Source organism: Brevibacillus sp. FSL K6-6036 (assembly GCF_037964015.1).
GTDB classification, from domain to species: domain Bacteria; phylum Bacillota; class Bacilli; order Brevibacillales; family Brevibacillaceae; genus Brevibacillus; species Brevibacillus borstelensis.
In genome coordinates this window covers 4,971,330-4,990,087 of the sequence record NZ_CP150173.1, presented here as the reverse complement: position 1 = coordinate 4,990,087, position 18,758 = coordinate 4,971,330, and the positions used below count along the sequence as shown (strand labels likewise).

Below are 18,758 nucleotides of genomic sequence, written 5' to 3'. Positions count from 1 at the left end.
TGAAGAGGAAAGAACATCACGGCAAACAAACACCGGTCCCTCTTCACTTCTCAAGAAAGGATGTCATCAATGAGCAAAACGTTGGTACTGGCTGAAAAGCCTTCCGTTGGTCGGGATATAGCAAGAGTGCTGCATTGCCATAAAAAAGGAAACGGCTTTTTCGAGGGAGACAAGTATATCGTAACGTGGGCCTTGGGCCATCTTGTTACCCTAGCTGATCCGGAAGCGTACGGCGAGCAGTTCAGTTCGTGGAAGATCGAGGACTTGCCGATCCTGCCGCCTTCCTTCCGGCTGGTGGTGATCAGGGAGAGCAGCAAGCAATTTCATGCGGTGAAACAGCAAATGCTCCGCAAAGACGTAAAAGACATCGTCATCGCCACAGACGCGGGCCGCGAGGGAGAGCTGGTGGCCAGGTGGATCATCGAAATGGTCCGGACAAACAAGCCGCTCAAACGCCTCTGGATTTCGTCCGTGACCGATAAAGCGATCAAAGAGGGCTTCCAACGGTTAAAAGACGGCAAGGAATTCGAGCATCTATACGCCTCTGCGGCTGCCCGCGCGGAAGCGGACTGGGTAGTAGGCATCAACGCGACGCGGGCTTTGACCTGCAAGCACAATGCCCAGCTTTCCTGCGGACGGGTACAGACGCCCACGCTCGCCATCATTGCCAAAAGAGAGGAAGAAATTCGCCGGTTTGTGCCAAAGCCTTATTACGGCATTGCCGCTGTCGCTGAAAACAACCTGCGGCTGATTTGGCAGGACCCGAAAACAAAGGAAACGAGAACCTTTTCCAAGGATGCCAGCGATCAGATCCTGAAGGACATCAAGGGGAAGGAGGCCGAAATCGTCGAAGTCGCGAAAACGCTGAAAAAGAGCTATGCTCCGCAGCTCTACGACTTGACCGAATTGCAGCGGGATGCCAACAAGCTGTTCGGCTATTCGGCCAAAGAGACGCTTTCCATCATGCAGAGCCTGTATGAAAACCACAAGGTGCTGACCTATCCGCGAACCGATTCCCGTTACCTGTCCTCTGACATCGTTGAGACGCTGGCGGACCGGATCAAAGCGGTACAAATCAAGCCGTATGCCCTGCTGGCTGCGAAGGTGCTGCGGTCCGGAATCAGGGCAAACAAGTCCTTTGTCGATGACAGCAAGGTATCCGACCACCATGCGATTATTCCGACCGAGCAGAAGGTCTTTTTGGGAGACTTGAGCGACAGGGAGCGAAAGATTTTTGACCTGGTGGTAAAACGCTTTCTGGCGGTGTTGTTCCCGCCGTTTGAATACGAGCAGACGACGATCCAGGCGAAAATCGGCGTTCATTTGTTTACAGCCAAAGGAAAAAGGGTCACGGCTTCCGGCTGGAAAGAAGTGTACGATCACGATTACGAGGAAGAGGAGTCAAAAGAAGGTGTAGCCGATCAACTGCTGCCAAGCATCTCCAAGGGAGACCGGCTGCGCATCAGTTCAGCGACGCAGACAACCGGGGAGACGAAGCCGCCGGAGCCGTTTACCGAAGCGAGCCTCTTGTCCGCGATGGAAAATCCGGCAAAATATATGGCGCACGAAAAGAAAGAGCTGATCCAGACCATCGGCGAGACGGGCGGGCTCGGAACGGTCGCGACGCGCGCCGACATTATCGAAAAGCTGTTCAACAGCTTCCTGATCGAGAAAAGGGGCAAGCACATCCACATTACGTCTAAAGGAAAACAGCTGTTGGAGCTCGTCCCGGAAGATCTGCAATCGCCGACGCTGACAGCCCAGTGGGAGCTGAAGCTGGGGTCGATCGCCAAAGGCAAGCTGAACAAGCAAGCGTTTATCGGCGAGATGAAAAGCTATGCCAAAACCGTCGTTCAGGAAATCAAAAACAGCGAGAAGAAATTCCGCCACGACAACCTGACCCGCAGCAAATGTCCGGAGTGCGGAAAGTTCATGCTGGAGGTAAACGGGAAAAAAGGCAAGATGCTCGTCTGTCAGGACCGGGAATGCGGCCACCGGAAAACAATCGCCAAGGTGACGAATGCGAGATGCCCGCAATGCCACAAAAGGCTGGAGCTGCGGGGCGAGGGAGAAGGCCAGACGTTCGTCTGCGTCTGCGGCCACCGGGAGAAGCTGTCGACCTTTAACGAGCGGCGGAGCAAGGAAAAGAACACCAAGGTGTCCAAGCGGGAGGTAGCGAAGTTTTTGAAGGAGCAGGAAAAGGAAGCCGACGGCATGATGAATACGGCACTCAAAGACGCGCTTGCCAAGCTGAAGCTGGACAATTAATGATTCATTCGCAACGATCGCGATCAGTAATCGTTTGCTATCGGTGATAATGGAGTGGCCTTATGTATTTGTGAGGCCACTTTTTCTGTTTTTTGACGCGGCTTAACAAAACTGAGACGATTCTTCAACACCAGCTTAACAATCGGTTGGTACGATCATCTTGCAACCAATCATTTGATACCGACTGTACGCGGGTTGAGACGAGGAGAAAGCCCCCATACAGGAATAGCGTGGAGAAAAGACAGACCTGGCTTTTGCAGGGATGTTTATCTGTGCTATTGCTGCATGGGGGCATTTTGCGTACAGCCGATGCTGTCACGGAAAGGAGCAGGCGGGAGGCTTTGCTGGACACAACGTTGTTTGATGCGTATTTCTTTGACCTGGATGGGACGGTCTTTCTCGGAGACCGGCTGCTTCCCGGAGCGGCAGAGACACTCGCGGGGCTGCGCGTAAGCGGCAAAAAAGTGATGTTTCTGACCAACACCTCCGTCCAGACGCGGGAGGGCTGTCAGGTGCGCCTGCACAAGCTGGGCGTAGACGCGGAGCTGGAGGAAATCATGACGGCCGCCTATGCCGCAGGCCTGTACTTGAGAGAACAGGAAGCCCGGCCGCGCGTGCTGATCATCGGAGAGTCTGCGCTGAAAGAGGAAGTGGATGGCTTTCAAATTGAGCAGGTGCAAAATCCAGCGGAGGCGACGCATGTACTGGTCGGCATGGACCGCGCGTTTACATATGCGAAGCTGCAGGCCGCGATGGAAGCCGTCAGCAGCGGCGCCCGGCTGATCGTCACCAATCCCGACCCGGTCTGTCCCGTTCCCGGCGGCTCCATTCCCGATACAGGAGCGCTGGCAAAAGCAATTGAGACCGCCAGCGGCAAGAGCGCCTGGGCGATGATCGGCAAGCCTTCCGCCTTTTACGCCGAGAAGGTGCTGGCGAAAGCAGGGCTGTCAGCGGAACGGTGCCTGATGGTAGGGGACCGGCTGGAAACGGACATCCTCCTCGGACGAAAAAGCGGCATGAAAACGGCCCTCGTCTTGACGGGGGTAACGGACAGATGCGCTGCTGAATCCTCAGAAATTGTTCCGGACTACATCCTGCCGACGATTGGGCAGTTGTTTTCGATTGCGGGAACCGGAACGGGAGCCGTTTCATGACGGCTTAACAGGACCTTTACACAAACCAAATTATTCCTTCGCAAGCGATTGCTATGATGGGAGGGGCATGCAGAGAACGATGGAGCACAAGAGCAGAGATAAGGGGGGAGAGACATGGCCGAAGTAGAATTGCGGCGCATTTGCAAAACGTTTGACCGGCAAACGGTTGTCCACGAGGTGAGCGCCCTGATTGAGCCGGGCGAGTTTTTCGTCCTGGTGGGTCCCTCGGGATGCGGCAAGTCGACCACACTGCGCATGATTGCCGGATTGGAGGATATCAGCTCCGGGGAGCTGCTGATCGGGGGAAAGCAGATGAATCACGTTCCGCCGAGCGGCCGGAGCATCTCGATGGTGTTTCAAAACTACGCCTTGTACCCGCATTTGACGGTGAAAGAAAATATTTTGTTCGGCCTGAAGGTGCGCAAGGTGGACAAGCAGGAGCAGGCCAAAAGGCTTGCGCATGCAGCAGAAATGCTGGGGATCTCTCAGTTGCTGCAGCGAAAGCCGCGCGAGCTGTCCGGCGGGCAGCGCCAGCGTGTAGCGCTCGGGAGGGCGATCGTCAGCCAGCATCCGATTTGCCTGATGGACGAGCCGCTGTCCAATCTCGATGCCAAGCTGCGGGGCCACATGCGCACGGAAATTCGCCAGTTGCAGCAGGAGCTGGGGATCACGATGATCTACGTTACGCACGACCAGGTGGAGGCAATGACGATGGGGGACCGGATGATGGTGCTCCGCGACGGGCAAGTCCAGCAAATCGGCCGGCCTTTGGACGTGTACAACCAGCCGGCCAATTTATTCGTCGCCGAATTCACCGGCTCCCCTCCGATGAACACAGTTAGCGGAACGTGGGCGAGCGACGGTTCTTGCCAGGGCGTGGTGATCGGGACAGGCAATGAAAAAGCATTTCTCCCGATTGGCTATCGCGAGGGGATCAGGGAGGGCGCTCCGGTGGTCTTGGGCATCCGTCCTGAGGCGCTACAGCCCTACGCAGCGGAACCGACCGTCGGCATCCCGGACCATGCGGCGAGCGAGAGAGCCGGTCAGGGCAAAGCGGAGCGGGCGGTCCAGGGCATAAGCCAGTTGGCAAGCCTGGCTGCAAATCCGGTTGCAAGCCTGGCGGCAGGCTCGGATGCGAGTGCCGGAGCCATCATTTTGCCCGTCAGGGTGGAGGCTGTCGAGATTCTCGGCTCGGAGACGATCGTCGAGTTCGCTTTGGCAAGCGCCCGCTGGAAGGCCAAATGGAACGGGCAATGGCCTTGCCGGAGGGGAGAAATGGTCCGAGTCGGGTTCTACCCGGGCCAAATTTGCCTGTTTGACCCGCAGTCGGGCAAAAATCTGACTGCTTCGGAGTCAAAGACCATCCACCAAAACGTTTTGCAAATAAACGCCATCTAAAAGACGCGAAAAGGGAGAGAGTAACCGATGCGTACAGTTGTGAAAGGGTTGTTTTCCGTACTGATGAGCATGGCATTGATCACGGGCTGCTCGAGCGGGAATGCCCCGGCGACGGGCAGTCAGGCTGGAGCAGGAGCAGGATCGGAAGCCGCGGCCGGATCGGGAGCGGGCAAGGCAAGCGGGGAAAAAACAGAGCTTACCTTCTTCTATCCGGTAGCGGTCGGCGGTCCGCTGACGAAGATCGTCGACGGCATGGCGGAGGAATTCAACAAGGCGAATCCCGATATTGCCGTGAAACCGGTCTACACCGGAAGCTACCAGGATACGACGACGAAAATCCAGGCCGCCGTCCAAGGGAAGACGCCGCCTGACGTTGCGGTCATGCTCTCGACGGAGCTGTACACGATGCTGGACATGGACGCGATCCTTCCGTTGGACGATTTTATCGCCAAGGATGGCGGCAGCGAGTACGTAAACGACTTTTATCCGGGCTTCATGGCCAACTCGCAAGTAGACGGCAAGACGTACAGCATCCCGTTCCAGCGCAGCACCATCGTGCTCTACTACAACAAGGAAGCGTTCAAAGAAGTCGGCCTTGACCCGGAAAAGCCGCCGCAAAACTGGGATGAGCTGGTGGAGTATGCGACAAAGCTGAAAAAAGACGGGCGCTGGGGTGTCGAAATCCCGACATCCGGGTTTCCGTATTGGATGTTCCAGTCCTTTGCTCTGCAAAACGGCAAAAACCTGATGACCGAAGACGGGAAAAAGGTCTTCTTCGATACGCCGGAAAACGTCGAAGCGCTGCAACTGTGGGTCGATTTGGCGAAAAAGCATCAGGTCATGCCGGAGGGCGTGATTGAGTGGGCGACGGTGCCGTCCGATTTTCTCGAGGGCAAGACGGCGATGATGTACCATACGACCGGAAACCTGACGAACGTGAAAAACAACGCGAAGTTTGACTTTGGGGTAGCGTTTTTGCCCGCGAAAAAGACCTTTGGCAGCCCGACAGGCGGAGGAAACTTCTATATGTTCAAAGGCATCGACGAGAAGAAGCAGGAAGCGGCGTGGAAGTTCATCCGTTTCATGACTGAGCCGGAGAGGGCCGCGCAATGGAGCATCGATACAGGGTACGTAGCCACGCGCAAATCGGCCTACGAAACCGAGAGCATGAAAGAGTACGTCAAAACATTCCCGGTGGCGGCAGTCGCCCGCGACCAGCTGGCATACGGACACGCCGAGCTGTCTACACATAACAACGGGAAGGTGACCAAAGCGCTGAACGACAGTCTGCAAGCCGTGATTACCGGTCAGGCGGAGCCTGCCGCGGCATTGAAAAAAGCGCAGGAGGAAGCGGACAAAATCCTCGCGCCGTTCAACAAATAAAAGCAGCAGATGAATTGGGGGAGCGACAATGGGGTTGGAACATCGCGCAAAATGGAGGATCAACATCTACGCCTGGCTTCTGCTCCTTCCCTCCCTCATCTTCCTTGTTCTGTTTACCTTTTATCCCGTTCTTCAAACGGTTATCCTGAGCTTTTACCAAGCGGATCTGGGTTCCCCGGAGCCGTTTTTTAACGGGGGAGACAACTACAGAATCATGCTGGAAGATGACGTGTTCTGGAAGGTGCTGACCAACAACTTGTGGTTTGCTCTGGGGACGGTGCCGACGAGTATCGCCCTGGGACTTGCGATGGCTTTGTTTGCAAACAAGGCGCTGCGCGGCAAAGGGTTTGTCCGCACTGCCTACTTTTATCCGACGGTCGTCCCGATGATTGCCGTCGCGAATATATGGCTGTTCATTTACACGCCGGAGTACGGGGCTTTGAGCCATGTCATGGAATGGTTCGGCCACGGCGGGATGAACTGGCTGGGAGATCGGACGAACGTCATGTTTGCGATGATCTTCATGGTGATCTGGAAGGAAGCGGGCTACTTCATGATTTTTTATCTGGCCGGCTTGCAAAATATTTCCAAGGAACTGTACGAATCCGCCTCGATGGACGGAGCCAAGCCGTGGACGGTGTTCAGGCGAGTGACGTTTCCGCTGTTGATGCCCACCACGATGTTCGTCTTGATCATTGCGTTTACCAACTCGTTCAAGCTGGTCGACCATCTTGTCATCATGACCAAGGGCGGTCCGGACAACGCCAGCAACCTGTTGCTTTACTACATTTACGAGACGGCGTTTTCCTTCTGGGATCAGGGCATGGCTTCCGCTTTGACAGTCGTCATGGTGGTCATCCTGCTGCTCGTTGCCGCGATTCAATTTTTTGGTCTGGATAAAAAGATTCATTACAACTGAGGGGGAGTCAGATGTTTCGCAAAATAACGGGGGTGGCGATGTACGGGCTGGCCGCCCTCTGGCTGTTTCCGCTTGTGTGGGCCTTCTGGACGGCATTCCGGCCGCGAGAGCTGGCGATCTCCTGGACGCTCAGTCCCGATTTCACGCTGGATAACGTGATCAAGGTATGGAATGCGGCTCCCTTTGCCCAGTATTATCTCAACACATTTCTGATCGTAACGGGCGTGCTCGCCGTGCAAATCGTGACCGCCACGCTGGCTGCCTACGCCTTTGCGAAGCTCCGGTTTTGGGGGCGGGACGCGCTGTTCATCCTGTTTTTGGTGCAACTGATGGTGCCGGCAGACATCCTCATCTTTCCCAATTACAACGTGCTGCGGGACCTGTCCTTGCTGGATACGAAGCTGGGCATCATGATGCCGTATTTCGCCTCGGCGTTCGGCGTTTTTCTCTTACGGCAGACATTCAAGACGATCCCGCATGAGCTTGAGGAAGCCGCACGTATGGAGGGCTGCTCGTGGTGGCAGATTTTGTGGCGGGTGTACGTTCCGCTGGCCCGGCCGACCTACATCGCGTTTGGACTGGTGTCGGTCAGCTACCACTGGAACAATTTCATGTGGCCGCTCATCGTCACCAATTCGGTGGAAAACCGTCCGTTGACCGTCGGACTCGCCATTTTTGCCCAGTCGTTCGAGACAGGGGCGCAGTGGGCCGAGGTGAGCGCCGCCACAGTGATGGTCATTTTCCCGCTGCTGCTTGCCTTTTTGCTGTTTCAGCGGCAGTTTATCAACAGCTTCATCCATTCCGGTGTGAAATGACGAGGGGGGAAAGCGATGAGTGCAAAAGCTTCTTATGCCATCTCAACGTACGCGCTGTTTGACCAGCCGCTCAGGGAAGCGATCCAGCGGCTTGCCGACGGCGGCTGGACGTTGATCGAAATCATGTGCGAAGCAGGACACAGGGAGCTTCTCGAGTGGTCGGCTGGCGAGCTGAACGATCTGCGGGCGCTGGGCAGCGAAAAGGGGATCGTCTGGTCGATCCACGCGCCTATCGACGGATGCAACCCGGCGGCAGCAGGCGGGCTGAGGGAGCAGACGTCAGATGCGATGAAGCGCTGTCTGGAGGTGGCTGCATTTTTGGATTGCACGCATGTGGTGATGCACGCCGGAGAGGTAGAGGATCGCCTGGATGGGGCGGAGCGCGAGCGGGGAGTGGAGCGGGTCGCGCAGTTTATCGAACCGCTTCTGCCACATATCGGGGATTCGCGTACACGGCTTCTTCTGGAAAACGTGCCTCCCTACCCCAAGGTGCTCGGCTGGACTGTCTCCGATCTGATCGCCATCTGCAAACAAGTGGCTTCGCCATCGGTGGGCATTGTCTACGACATCGGTCACGCTCATCTGATCCGCAAAGGCTACGCTCTGGATGGTCTCCGGGAGGTCTTTCCGTATATGCAGGCCCTTCACCTGAGCGACAACCGGGGGATCAAGGACGATCATCTGGCTGTAGGCGAAGGAACGGTTCCTTTTGCCGCGATATTGTCTCTACTCAAGGAAAAGGGGTTTGCCGGCAGCTGGGTCATTGAGACGACATGCGTCGCGGATGCCGAGCTGAGTATCTCGCGGTTGAGCCAGCAGCGATGAGGGAGGTTGCGAGGGAACAATGTCAGAAGGCGAGGGGATACCGATGGACATAAGGACGTTACTGAAGGCAAATCCGGTCATTGCCGCCACGGAGCAGGACCAGCTTGCAGCGGCGATGGCATCTCCGGTCAGCGCCATTTTGCTGATGTACGCAAAGCTGACCCGGCTGATGGAGGAGACGGAGACTTTCACGCAAGCGGGCAAGCCGATTTTCGTTCACACGGATCTGATGAACGGTCTTTCCAATGACAAGGAATCCTGCCGTTTTTTATCCCGGCACATCCGCCCGGCAGGCATTGTCACAACCAAAGGACCGATGATCCGCGTGGCGAAAAAGGAGGGGCTTTTGACGATTCAGCGCGTCTTCTTGATCGACTCCAGCTCTTTGCAGAATACGATCAGAAATGTGCAGGAAAACCAGCCCGATGCCATCGAAATCATGCCGGGCATCGCGCCTTCGATCATTCCGTATATCAAAGAACAGCTCTCCCAGCCGATTATTTTGGGCGGGTTGATCTGGACCCGGAAGCAGGTGCAGGAAGCGCTTGCCCACGGAGCGGATGCGGTATCGCTCAGCAGGTCGGAGCTGTGGAATTGATTGCAAAAGGACTAACGAATATGCAAATCTTGACGGATCTCAAGTGGATGAATGAACGGAGAATGTTGGCATGATTACCGGAAAAATATCTGTTGACAAAAATAAATATTTGTGTTATCATTATAATTTATGGAATTGACCTCAGCTTTGAAAGTGTGATACATAATATTGTGTAGCTTATAGGAGAATCCATACTTTGACAATCTCCTGCATCCACTTTTACATTGGGGGAATCTTTTTTGAGCAAACAGACTGGTGTAAACATGCTTCATTTGCATGAGAATTCTGTCGGTGGCAGTACCGCATTGCACCCGACCCTGATCTGGGATGACGAGGCAGCTGTCCTGATCGATACCGGTATGCCCGGATCATGGGAGCGAATCCGCACAGCCATGCTGGAGGCGGGTGTTTCTCCTGCCATATTGAAAGCAGTAATTCTGACGCATCAGGATTTCGACCACATCGGCAGCGTACCCGAGATCATCGCTGAGGCGGAGCAAGCAAAAGTGTATGCACACAAGCTCGATCAGCCTTACATCGAGGGGACGCTGCCTCTCATAAAAACGAGTCCCGAAGCAATGGCTCCTTTGCTGGAGATGCTCCCGGAAGAAGAACGCCAGAAGGCGATAGACTTTTTTGGCAATCCGCCGAAGGCCAAGGTGGACCATACTCTTGATGACGGCGACGAATTGCCCTATGGCGGCGGGATTCGCGTCATTCACACACCGGGGCATACCGATGGGCACATCAGCCTTTATCTCGTCCAAAGCAAGACGCTGGTTGCAGGCGATGCCTTGATCTGTGTGAACGGCACTTTGCAAGGTCCTGTAGCCCGGACAACCCTGGACATGGAAGAAGCCCGGCGCTCACTTGCAAAGCTTCTCGATTATGAGATCGAGTCGGTCATTTGCTACCACGGCGGGCGCAGCGATCAAAATGTGAAAGGGCAGTTGGAGCAGCTTGCACAGAGAGACCCTGCCTAGCAGACAGGGGAAGAACAACGGGCTTTCCTAACAGCAAAGATCCGGTAGAAACCTCGACAATATAGAAAATCGCAGCCAATTAAACAAACGAAGCGCCTCCTGATGACAGGAAGGCGCTTTTGTTTCGAGATTCCCTTATTACTTACGGAATAATGTACAGCGTCCGGGAAGAAGACAAACCTTTCGCCTGCTTTTCGTCGATTTTGGTCTCAACAAACGGGATTCCCTCCTCCTGCAGCCGGACGCGGTTGGCATTGAAGTGCCGGAAATCGACCAGCACTGGCTGAGTGCTCTGCTTCATCGCCTGCAGCTGCTGTTTGAGCAGCAGATGCGAATAGCTCTGTCCGATAAAATGACCGAAGCCGACCAAAAACGCGTTTGCTATAAGAGCGCAGAGCAAAAGCCTGCTTCCATTTTGAATCCACGCTTTTCCGCTTTCCAGTCCCATCACGGCAATCAGGACGGGAATGATCCAAAGCTGGGGGACATACCGGGCCCACCACGACTCCGGATTGATCAAAACCGTAAACAGCAGGATAGCCATGACGAGGAAAACTGGCCGATGCGCCCGTCTCTTTTGCAGCAGCAGGCCAAAAATGACCAGGCAGCCGAGCAGCACGGCTCCCCCGAACATGGGACCGAATCCGGCTACCCGCACATCGGGAGAGATGAACGCCGTTATCTCGTACGGCGTGACCGAAAACGGCCATTTGAGCTGGCTTTCTCCGTCGTTTCCGACGTTGGCGGTCGTCGCAAACAGAGAAACAAAGAACTTTTCAAACCGGTTTTTGTCCAGAAAATCATGCGGGCTGTTGGTTTTCATGATGTCGACCGCATTTTCGCCAGCCAGCGGGTAAAACGGATGGCCCTTCGTCAGCGTATTCGTTACGTATGGATTGTAGCCGACGAGCGCCACACAGATGAGCAAGCTGGCCGTGAATGCGGCAAGCAGGCTTTTCCACCGCCCCTCGCTGTCGTAGAGGAAAAAGAGCAGCAGCAGCCCGCAGCCGAGCAGGACGGCGTAAACAAGGGCGGTAAATTTCACCTCGCCGAGCAGAATGAGCGCCGAGCAAAGCCCGGCAAGCGTCCACGGGTGATACCGTTTGTACAAAAGATAGCCGAGCGCACAGATGCACAAAATGAGCGATGCCAGCTGTCCGTCAATGTAAAAGGTGATCAGCTGCGTTACCACCACAGGATTGCAGGCCAACAGGAGCGAGAGAATAACCGCTCTTTTCGGCTTCGCTGGAAAAGCTGTCAGCATGGCGGCTGCAGACAGAAAAAAAGACGCAAACAGCAGGATGAAGTTGAAGATCTTGCTCACTTCAATCTGATCGGTCACTTTGTAAAGCAGAGAATCGAGGAGCCAAGGGCCTTTGCTGTAGTGGTTGATCCACAGCTCGAACACCGTCAGCAGCTCGCGTCCCTGCAGCTTCGCAAGCTCTGCATCTGTGGGCGCCTCCAGCTGTTCATAGACCGGATTCCATCCATCCTTCAGAAGGATAATCGCTTCCTGGTGATACGTTTGCCCATCCCATGACAGGTCGTAGGTGTGGGCGCTCACATACAAGCTGATTCCCAAAACGAGCGCAAGCCCCGCGAGAGTGGAGAGAAACGCGGCCACTGTGCGGGCAGGAAAGAATGAGCGCGTCATGCCCCACATGCTAAGAAGGCCGAGAGCCAGGGACAGCCAGAGGCTGATGCCGGTAATCGGTATTCCGCATAACAACAGGACCGAAGTGAAAAACAGCATAAAGGCTAAAAAGAGGATCAACGCAATCCCCAGAATAAAGGAATAGTTCCCCAGCTTGTTCATATTTGTTGATTCGTTCATACTTTCTCTTTCTCTCCCATTCCTAGCCAAATAGACTCGGGCTTGCTTGTGAAAGCACGTGCAAAAGCTTCGCAAGCAGCACGCCGAGAACAATCCCTCCTACAATCTCACCTTTGGTATGCCCCATGCTTTCGCGCAGCGGCTTTGCGACGGAAGCAGGCGAATCCGCTGTGACACTCGACTCTGCAGAGACCGACTGGTACGGCGCTGTCGCCATCCGGTTCAGCGCTTCCGCATGCTTGCCGACGGCCCTGCGCAATCCCATCGCGTCAATGATGACGATAAACGTAACCGCAACTCCCAGCCCGAATACAGGATGGTCAAAGCCTTCGCGCAGGCCGATCAGGGCAATGCTGGTGACCATCACAGTCGTATGGGTGCTGGGGAATCCGCCGTTTCCTATTTTTGACCGGGCTTCCTTCCCAAAGCGAAGGTAGTTGATAAAAAATTTGACCGTTCCCGAGACGAGCCATCCGATAAACGGTGCCAACGCGTACAACATGTGAATTCCTCCGATAAGATAAACTGCCAAGCTGCGGGATGTGTCAGGACTGTGCCAGCACAATGACGCCGATGATGATGATCGCAAGGCCCGCCATCCGCGTGGCAGACATCGGCTCCTGAAACAGAAAAACCGACAGGATCGCTACGAGGACATAGCCCAAGGCGGCCATAGGGTAGGCGTAGGAGAGCTGTACCCTTTCGATGGCCGCTATCCAGACAAATGCGGAGATTCCGTACAGGGAAAGTCCGACGACGATCGGTACGTTGGTGATGTACTGCAAGATTTTCAGCAAAAACAGATCGCTCTTTCCCGCCAGAGACGAGGCTCCCAGCTTCATGGCGACCTGCCCGCATGCGCTGAGCAGGATCGAAACAAAAATCAGGACGTGCGCCTGCATACCCTTCATCCACCTATCTGTGCTGTTATTCAAAAAAATACAGGATGCCGGCCACCGTAACCACATACAAGAGCACCGTGATCAGGATCGGCTTGTCCTCCAGCAGCACTTTTTCCGGACTGCCTCCCTTGCCGCTCATCGCAATCAAATAGAGGTAGCGGAAAATGCCAAAAATCACGAACGGAATCGTCCACATCAACTGGATCGTCCGCCCGGATGTGAAGGTGAACAACGAGTAGCTGATGATCGTTGCCGTTGTCACGATCGTATTGAATTGATTCAACAATTCTGTCGAGTAGAACTCCAGTACTTTCCGGTGGGAACCTTTTTCCGCTTGCAGCAGTTGAAGCTCGTGCCGCCGCTTGCTGATGGCCAAGAAGAGAGCCAGCAGCATGGTGCAAAGCAAAAACCACGGGGTCAGCGGGGTTCCGATCGCGAGGCCGCCTCCGATCGCACGGAGGACAAAACCGGCAGAGATAATCATCACATCGAGAATGACTACATGCTTCAGCTTGAGTGAATACGCGCAGTTCAGCAAAAAGTAAACCAGCAGCACAAAACCGAGGAGCGTATTGACAGAGAAGGCGACAGAAAGGGAAACAATCAGCAGCAAAGCACCGAAAGTCAGTGCCAAAAACGGGTTTAATGCCCCCGAAGCCATGGGCCGGAACCGCTTTTCGGGATGGTTCCGGTCGTTTTTGATGTCTACAAAATCATTCAATATATAGACACAGCCGGATACGAAGCAAAAAAGGAAAAAGGCGAGAATAGCTTTGCCGCCAACATCCATATCCACTCGGCGGAAAGAAAACAAAAGGGCAGCAAAAACAAGCAGGTTTTTTGTCCATTGCTGAGGCCGCAGCTGACGAATCAACAAAACCAAAACATTTTGGACAGGTGCTGTTTGCGCTTTTACTTTCACAGAATTCGGCAATCCCATATGACTCTCCAATCTATTTACTATGTAGCATGTTACCAAAGGTAAGACGACAATTACCAACAAATAGTAACATAATTGATCGATTTTTGCTGTTTCGTTCCGAATCCAGTTCACAAAAAAGGAGATAAAGGCAAGGGGCAAATCTTGAAAGTGGATATATGGAATCAAGGAATTGCAAGGAAAATCGCTATCCAAATAAAGGGATGTTTGCAAATAACACCCAAAATATAAGGCCAATTTGATTATTGGATATATACCCTTAACACAATTGTCACTATTCTAAAAATTAAAAATTGAAAGCGTATACAACGCGGGGGAGGACATATGAAAAGGCTCGTAAGTTTTGGACTCTCTGTATTGATGGCGGCAGCGCTGGCAGCCTGCGGTTCCCAGCAATCGAACGGAAGCTCTCAAGTTCAGGGGGCAGGCGCGTCGCAGGAATTAAAGCTCAAAGTGAGCATTACGGTCTCGGAGAAAGACACCTGGGGAGTTGCGGTGAAGAAGTGGATGGAGGACGTCGAGCAAAAGTCAAATGGCCGGATCAAAATGAAAATGTATGCAAATGAATCTCTCTCCAACGGCAACCAGCCAAAAGGTCTGGAGGCAGTCCAAAACGGGTCGACGGACATTTCTCTCCACTCTACGATTATCTACAACGTACTCGACCCGAAGTTTGCCGCGCCTTCTCTTCCCTGGCTCATACCAAGCTACGAACAGGCTGACAAAGCGATGAACGGAGAAGCCGGGCAAAAATTGATGGAGCTCGTTCGCAGCAAAGGGATCGAGCCTCTCGCATTCGGGGAAAGCGGCTACCGTCAAATTACAAACAGCAAGAGGCCGATTCTCACCCCGGAAGACTTGAACGGACTGAAGATCAGAACGCCTTCCATGGAAGCGATGGTGGCTACGTATAAGGAGTTTGGCGGTGATCCGACGGTTATGAACTTCTCGGAGGTGTTTACCTCCTTGCAGCAAGGTGTGATCGACGGACAGGAAAATCCGCTTCCGATCATTCTCAACTCCAAACTGTACGAGGTGCAAAAGTACTTGACTGTATGGAACTACATGTACGATCCGATCGTTTTTGGCGTCAATAAAAAGCTGTATGACAGTCTGGACGCGGACACGCAAAAGCTGCTGAGAGAAACGGCCCAAGAAGCCGCCAAATACCAGATCGAGCTGAATCGCAAAGAGAACGAAGAAGTGCTGGCGCAGCTCAAGGAAAAAGGGATGGAAGTCGTCGAGCTGACACCTGAGCAGATCAAGGCATTCCAGGAAAAAGTCCAACCGGTTATCGACAAATATGAGGGCATCATCGGCAAGGATCTTTTGGATGCATTCCGCAAGTAAACACGACAGGTGGAAAAAGGGGCGATAAAGCCCCCTTTTTCATCCCAATCGCAGGGCAATTGCTTTTTACGGGGGGATCGTCATGAAATTCTGGGTTCGGCTGGAAGAGTGGATTCTGGCAGTCTTAATGGGCATCATCTGCGTTTTGACAATGGTCAACGTATTATCGAGATATTTTTTCAACAGCTCGCTTTCCATGACGGAAGAACTGACCACCAACATCTTCGCTTTCATCATTTTTATCGGAGCGGCCTTGCTTGCCAGGGAAAACGGGCACCTCGGCTTTGCGCTTTTGACCGATCAGCTTCCCGCCCGCTTCCGGATCGTTTGTACCGTGATTGTCGGCTGTTTGACGACGGTGTTTTTCGTCATTCTGCTTTGGTACGGTTGGGAAATGGTCATGCAGCAGTATCAGTACAACCAGAAGACGCCGGCCATGGGCCTGCCGGAGTGGCTGATGGGTCTGTCGGTGCCGCTCGGTGCGCTGCTGTGCATGTTTCGTTTCTGGGAAGGGTACGTCCTGGAGATACGAAGGCATAAAAGAGAGGAGGCAAACCAATGAGCGCAACAGCGATTTGTCTATTCGGGTCCTTCTTTCTGCTGCTGTTTTTAAACATGCCTATCGCCGTAGCCCTCGGCCTCTCTACCGCGATCACGCTGCTGCTGTTTGATCTGCCCATCCAGTCGCTGCCGCCGACCTTGTATTCATCGTTGACCAAATTTACGCTGCTCGCGATTCCGTTCTTTTTCCTCGCCGGGCTGATCATGGAGAGGGCGGGCATCTCCAAAAGGCTGATCCAGCTAGCTCAGACGCTTACCGGCCATTTCACGGGCGGGCTTGCCATCGTGTCAGTCGTGGCAGCGTGCTTCTTCGCGGCGATTTCCGGTTCCGGTCCCGCTACGATGGCCGCCGTGGGCGCGATTATCATACCGGCCATGGTCAAGCAAGGCTATCGCAAGGATATGTCGGCAGGGCTTCTCGCGACGGCAGGCGGCATCGGCATCATCATTCCGCCCAGCATCGCCTATATCATCTACGGTGTAATCGCGGAGGTTTCCATTGGTAAAATCTTTATGGCGGGGATTGTCCCCGGCCTCTTGATGGGTGCCATACTGGCGCTGACGGGATACATGATCGCCAGGAAAGAAAAGATCCCTACGCTTCCGAAAGCGAGCGCCAGGGACATTGTGGCTGCTCTGAAGGATGCCTCGTGGGGCTTGATGGCCCCTGTGATCATCCTGGGGGGAATCTACACGGGGATTTTCACGCCGACAGAGTCTGCCGTTGTGGCAGTATTCTACGGTTTGTTTGTCGGAATTTTTATCTACAAGGAAATCAAAATCAAACATTTGCCAAGCCTCTTGGTGGAATCTGCGAAAACGACAGCGATGATCATGCTTATCGTCGCCTCGGCCTCCACCTTTGCCTGGCTGATCACGGTTGAGGGGATTGCGGAGGATTTGGCCAATTCCTTGATGAGCATCGCCCCCAACACGATTACGATGCTGCTGATGATCAACCTGGTCCTGCTGATCGCGGGGATGTTTGTGGATGCCATATCCGCATTTTATATTTTCTTGCCGATCTTTTTGCCGATTCTCACCATGATGGACATTGACCCTGTCCATTTTGGCGTCATGATGACGATGAACCTCGCCATTGGTCTGGTCACACCGCCCGTTGGCCTCGATCTTTACGTTGCTTGCGGACTGGCGAAAATTTCGTTGAAGGAGATATCGAAAGGGGTTATTCCGTTTATTGTCGCATCCATACTCGCGTTGCTCGTGATCACTTACATTCCGTCTATTACACTGTGGCTTCCTGAACTGTTGAACATGAAATAAGGAGTGATCTCTTTTGTCAGCGACCCATTGGGATCAAATTGTTCTGGATGCGGTGGAAAAAGAGCCCTTGTACAAGCAAATCTCGCGGCAGATAGAACAAATGGTGCACGAAGGGAAGTTGAAGCCCGGGACGCGGCTGCCTTCCGAGCGGCGGATGGCTGAGCTGTTGAAGGTGAGCAGGATGACGATCACGCTTGCCAATGAAGACATGAAAGCAAGAGGGATCGTCCGCAGCCAGCAGGGGAGCGGCACATATATCATGCGCGGACCGCAGATGGAGCGGACAGAGCAGGTTGTCACCTGGCATGCCGACTTCGCCTATCAGACGGGGAATGTCAATCATGCGATGGAAGAGATCATGCGTTTTGGCCGAGACCCGCGCCTGATCAATTTCGCGGGTGTCGGCACGGCCCCCGAGGTTCACCCGGGAATCGAGCTGAGCCAATACTTTGCCGAGCATTTGCGGAAAAACCCGATCCTGCTCCAGTTGCCCGCACCGACGCAGGGCTATGAGCCTCTGCGGATAGACGCTTGCAAATGGCTGGAGGAGAGCGGCATTCACGTCGACCCGAAAGAGATCATGATCGTCTCCGGAGCGATGCAAGGACTGGATCTCATCAGCAGGCTGTTCCTGGCTCCGGGCGATTACGTCATCATGGAGGACCCCGGATTTCTCGCCGCCTCTGACGCGTTTACGGCGACCGGCGCCAAAATATTGCGCATCACCCTGGATCAGGAAGGGATTCGCATCGACAATCTGGAGAATCTCCTGATGCAGTTTCCGGTGAAGTTTATTTACGTAAACCCGACGTTTCACAATCCGACTGGCGTGACCATGTCCCTGAAACGGAGAAAGGACCTGCTCGTCCTCGCGAAAAAATACAGGGTTCCCATCGTCGAGGACGATCCGTTCAGCTTGATTTATTTCGGCAAAAAACCGGTGCCGCCGCTCAAAGCGCTGGATCAGGACAATTATGTCATCCACCTCCAGTCGTTCTCGAAGTATTTGTTTCCGAGCCTGCGGGTAGCTCTCCTGGTAGCCCCGGAAGGAATCATCTCCAATTTATCCACGATCAAGCAGCGGATCGATCTGCACAGCAACAACCTGACGCAGATTGCCGTGCATGCCTATTTGACGGAAGGACGCCTGTCGGTCCACGCAGCCAGGCTCCGTCAGGCCTACAGCGCGCGTCTGTCCCTCATCAGGGAAATCGTAAAGGACATGCCTGAAATCCGCTGCAGCATGCCGGAGGGCGGTGTCTTTTTGTGGTGCAGGATCCCCAGCCAGGTCCGGGCGGAGAGACTGCTGCAGACAGCCCTGCGCAAAGGCGTATCGTTTGTGCCGGGGAACTGGATGAGCGGCGTGGGCTTGGGAGAAAATTATCTCCGCCTGGCCTATACACAGCCCTCGCTGGACTTGTTGAAAACCGGATTCGAAATGATTCGTGAGGCCATTTCCGAATATCAGTAAGACCAATCACGAGAATGGTTATATGAAAACGTTTGCACACCCCTTATGCTGATGGTGGGAATTCTCACATCTT

The 18,758-nt window shown here is 54.1% G+C and carries 17 protein-coding genes; 13 read left to right on the top strand and 4 right to left on the bottom strand.

The annotated features are described in order from the left end of the window. The first annotated feature begins 69 nt into the window (after positions 1-69). The 9 genes from NST37_RS24300 to NST37_RS24260 all read left to right on the top strand — a co-directional run bounded on the left by NST37_RS24300 (position 70) and on the right by NST37_RS24260 (position 10,343). Positions 70-2,268 (top strand): DNA topoisomerase III, encoded by a 2,199-nt coding sequence (locus tag NST37_RS24300; protein WP_039070763.1) that lies wholly within the window; start codon positions 70-72, stop codon positions 2,266-2,268. 341 nt (positions 2,269-2,609) lie between these two features. Further along, on the top strand, positions 2,610-3,422 hold the full coding sequence (locus tag NST37_RS24295) for an HAD-IIA family hydrolase (protein WP_031932481.1): 813 nt from the start codon (positions 2,610-2,612) through the stop codon (positions 3,420-3,422). 114 nt (positions 3,423-3,536) lie between these two features. Further along, positions 3,537-4,820, top strand: coding sequence for an ABC transporter ATP-binding protein (locus NST37_RS24290; protein WP_339185969.1), 1,284 nt, complete (start codon positions 3,537-3,539; stop codon positions 4,818-4,820). Positions 4,821-4,847: 27 nt separating this feature from the next. Then, positions 4,848-6,203, top strand: coding sequence for an ABC transporter substrate-binding protein (locus NST37_RS24285; RefSeq protein WP_003388712.1), 1,356 nt, complete (start codon positions 4,848-4,850; stop codon positions 6,201-6,203). A gap of 28 nt (positions 6,204-6,231) precedes the next feature. Beyond that, entirely contained in the window at positions 6,232-7,122 is an 891-nt protein-coding gene (locus NST37_RS24280) for a sugar ABC transporter permease (RefSeq protein WP_024983036.1), read from the top strand. 11 nt (positions 7,123-7,133) lie between these two features. Then, entirely contained in the window at positions 7,134-7,937 is an 804-nt protein-coding gene (locus tag NST37_RS24275; protein WP_024983035.1) for a carbohydrate ABC transporter permease, read from the top strand. 15 nt (positions 7,938-7,952) lie between these two features. Further along, positions 7,953-8,762, top strand: a complete 810-nt coding sequence (locus tag NST37_RS24270; RefSeq protein WP_171506150.1) for a sugar phosphate isomerase/epimerase family protein — start codon at positions 7,953-7,955, stop codon at positions 8,760-8,762. A 43-nt stretch (positions 8,763-8,805) separates the two neighbouring features. After that, positions 8,806-9,360, top strand: coding sequence for a glycerol-3-phosphate responsive antiterminator (locus NST37_RS24265; RefSeq protein WP_024983034.1), 555 nt, complete (start codon positions 8,806-8,808; stop codon positions 9,358-9,360). 239 nt (positions 9,361-9,599) lie between these two features. Next, entirely contained in the window at positions 9,600-10,343 is a 744-nt protein-coding gene (locus NST37_RS24260; RefSeq protein WP_003388706.1) for an MBL fold metallo-hydrolase, read from the top strand. A 142-nt stretch (positions 10,344-10,485) separates the two neighbouring features. Here NST37_RS24260 and NST37_RS24255 read toward each other — a convergent pair whose 3' ends face one another. Genes NST37_RS24255 through NST37_RS24240 form a run of 4 tightly spaced genes read right to left on the bottom strand, consistent with a single transcriptional unit; the run spans position 10,486 to position 14,019 of the window. Beyond that, a complete protein-coding gene (locus NST37_RS24255; protein ID WP_339185967.1) occupies positions 10,486-12,177 on the bottom strand; it encodes a hypothetical protein in 1,692 nt (563 codons plus the stop codon). Positions 12,178-12,199: 22 nt separating this feature from the next. Further along, a complete protein-coding gene (locus tag NST37_RS24250) occupies positions 12,200-12,679 on the bottom strand; it encodes a divergent PAP2 family protein (RefSeq protein ID WP_003388704.1) in 480 nt (159 codons plus the stop codon). 43 nt (positions 12,680-12,722) lie between these two features. After that, on the bottom strand, positions 12,723-13,079 hold the full coding sequence (locus NST37_RS24245) for an SMR family transporter (RefSeq protein WP_024983032.1): 357 nt from the start codon (positions 13,077-13,079) through the stop codon (positions 12,723-12,725). Positions 13,080-13,104: 25 nt separating this feature from the next. Next, positions 13,105-14,019 carry a decaprenyl-phosphate phosphoribosyltransferase gene (locus tag NST37_RS24240; RefSeq protein WP_024983031.1) on the bottom strand — a complete coding sequence of 305 codons (915 nt, stop codon included), beginning with the start codon at positions 14,017-14,019 and terminating at the stop codon, positions 13,105-13,107. Positions 14,020-14,343: 324 nt separating this feature from the next. Between NST37_RS24240 and NST37_RS24235 the strand changes: the two genes are divergently transcribed. The 4 genes from NST37_RS24235 to NST37_RS24220 all read left to right on the top strand — a co-directional run bounded on the left by NST37_RS24235 (position 14,344) and on the right by NST37_RS24220 (position 18,685). After that, complete coding sequence (locus tag NST37_RS24235; protein WP_122958007.1) at positions 14,344-15,369, top strand: DctP family TRAP transporter solute-binding subunit; 1,026 nt, start codon at positions 14,344-14,346, stop codon at positions 15,367-15,369. An 82-nt stretch (positions 15,370-15,451) separates the two neighbouring features. After that, positions 15,452-15,931, top strand: coding sequence for a TRAP transporter small permease (locus tag NST37_RS24230; RefSeq protein ID WP_003388700.1), 480 nt, complete (start codon positions 15,452-15,454; stop codon positions 15,929-15,931). After that, positions 15,928-17,214 (top strand): TRAP transporter large permease, encoded by a 1,287-nt coding sequence (locus NST37_RS24225; RefSeq protein WP_003388699.1) that lies wholly within the window; start codon positions 15,928-15,930, stop codon positions 17,212-17,214. Before NST37_RS24230 ends, NST37_RS24225 begins: the two co-directional genes overlap by 4 nt. 13 nt (positions 17,215-17,227) lie before the next feature. After that, complete coding sequence (locus NST37_RS24220) at positions 17,228-18,685, top strand: PLP-dependent aminotransferase family protein (RefSeq protein ID WP_031932487.1); 1,458 nt, start codon at positions 17,228-17,230, stop codon at positions 18,683-18,685. The last annotated feature ends 73 nt before the right edge of the window (positions 18,686-18,758 follow it).

What these genes read in the sequence shown, in the direction of transcription:
- NST37_RS24230 (WP_003388700.1), top strand. Translation starts at nt 15,452, where the DNA reads ATGAAATTCTGGGTTCGGCTGGAAGAGTGGATTCTGGCAGTCTTAATG.
- NST37_RS24265 (WP_024983034.1), top strand. Translation starts at nt 8,806, where the DNA reads ATGGACATAAGGACGTTACTGAAGGCAAATCCGGTCATTGCCGCCACG.
- NST37_RS24250 (WP_003388704.1), bottom strand. Translation starts at nt 12,679, where the DNA reads ATGTTGTACGCGTTGGCACCGTTTATCGGATGGCTCGTCTCGGGAACG.
- NST37_RS24280 (WP_024983036.1), top strand. Translation starts at nt 6,232, where the DNA reads ATGGGGTTGGAACATCGCGCAAAATGGAGGATCAACATCTACGCCTGG.
- NST37_RS24270 (WP_171506150.1), top strand. Translation starts at nt 7,953, where the DNA reads ATGAGTGCAAAAGCTTCTTATGCCATCTCAACGTACGCGCTGTTTGAC.
- NST37_RS24300 (WP_039070763.1), top strand. Translation starts at nt 70, where the DNA reads ATGAGCAAAACGTTGGTACTGGCTGAAAAGCCTTCCGTTGGTCGGGAT.
- NST37_RS24225 (WP_003388699.1), top strand. Translation starts at nt 15,928, where the DNA reads ATGAGCGCAACAGCGATTTGTCTATTCGGGTCCTTCTTTCTGCTGCTG.
- NST37_RS24240 (WP_024983031.1), bottom strand. Translation starts at nt 14,019, where the DNA reads ATGGGATTGCCGAATTCTGTGAAAGTAAAAGCGCAAACAGCACCTGTC.
- NST37_RS24290 (WP_339185969.1), top strand. Translation starts at nt 3,537, where the DNA reads ATGGCCGAAGTAGAATTGCGGCGCATTTGCAAAACGTTTGACCGGCAA.
- NST37_RS24235 (WP_122958007.1), top strand. Translation starts at nt 14,344, where the DNA reads ATGAAAAGGCTCGTAAGTTTTGGACTCTCTGTATTGATGGCGGCAGCG.
- NST37_RS24245 (WP_024983032.1), bottom strand. Translation starts at nt 13,079, where the DNA reads ATGCAGGCGCACGTCCTGATTTTTGTTTCGATCCTGCTCAGCGCATGC.
- NST37_RS24275 (WP_024983035.1), top strand. Translation starts at nt 7,134, where the DNA reads ATGTTTCGCAAAATAACGGGGGTGGCGATGTACGGGCTGGCCGCCCTC.
- NST37_RS24255 (WP_339185967.1), bottom strand. Translation starts at nt 12,177, where the DNA reads ATGAACGAATCAACAAATATGAACAAGCTGGGGAACTATTCCTTTATT.
- NST37_RS24285 (WP_003388712.1), top strand. Translation starts at nt 4,848, where the DNA reads ATGCGTACAGTTGTGAAAGGGTTGTTTTCCGTACTGATGAGCATGGCA.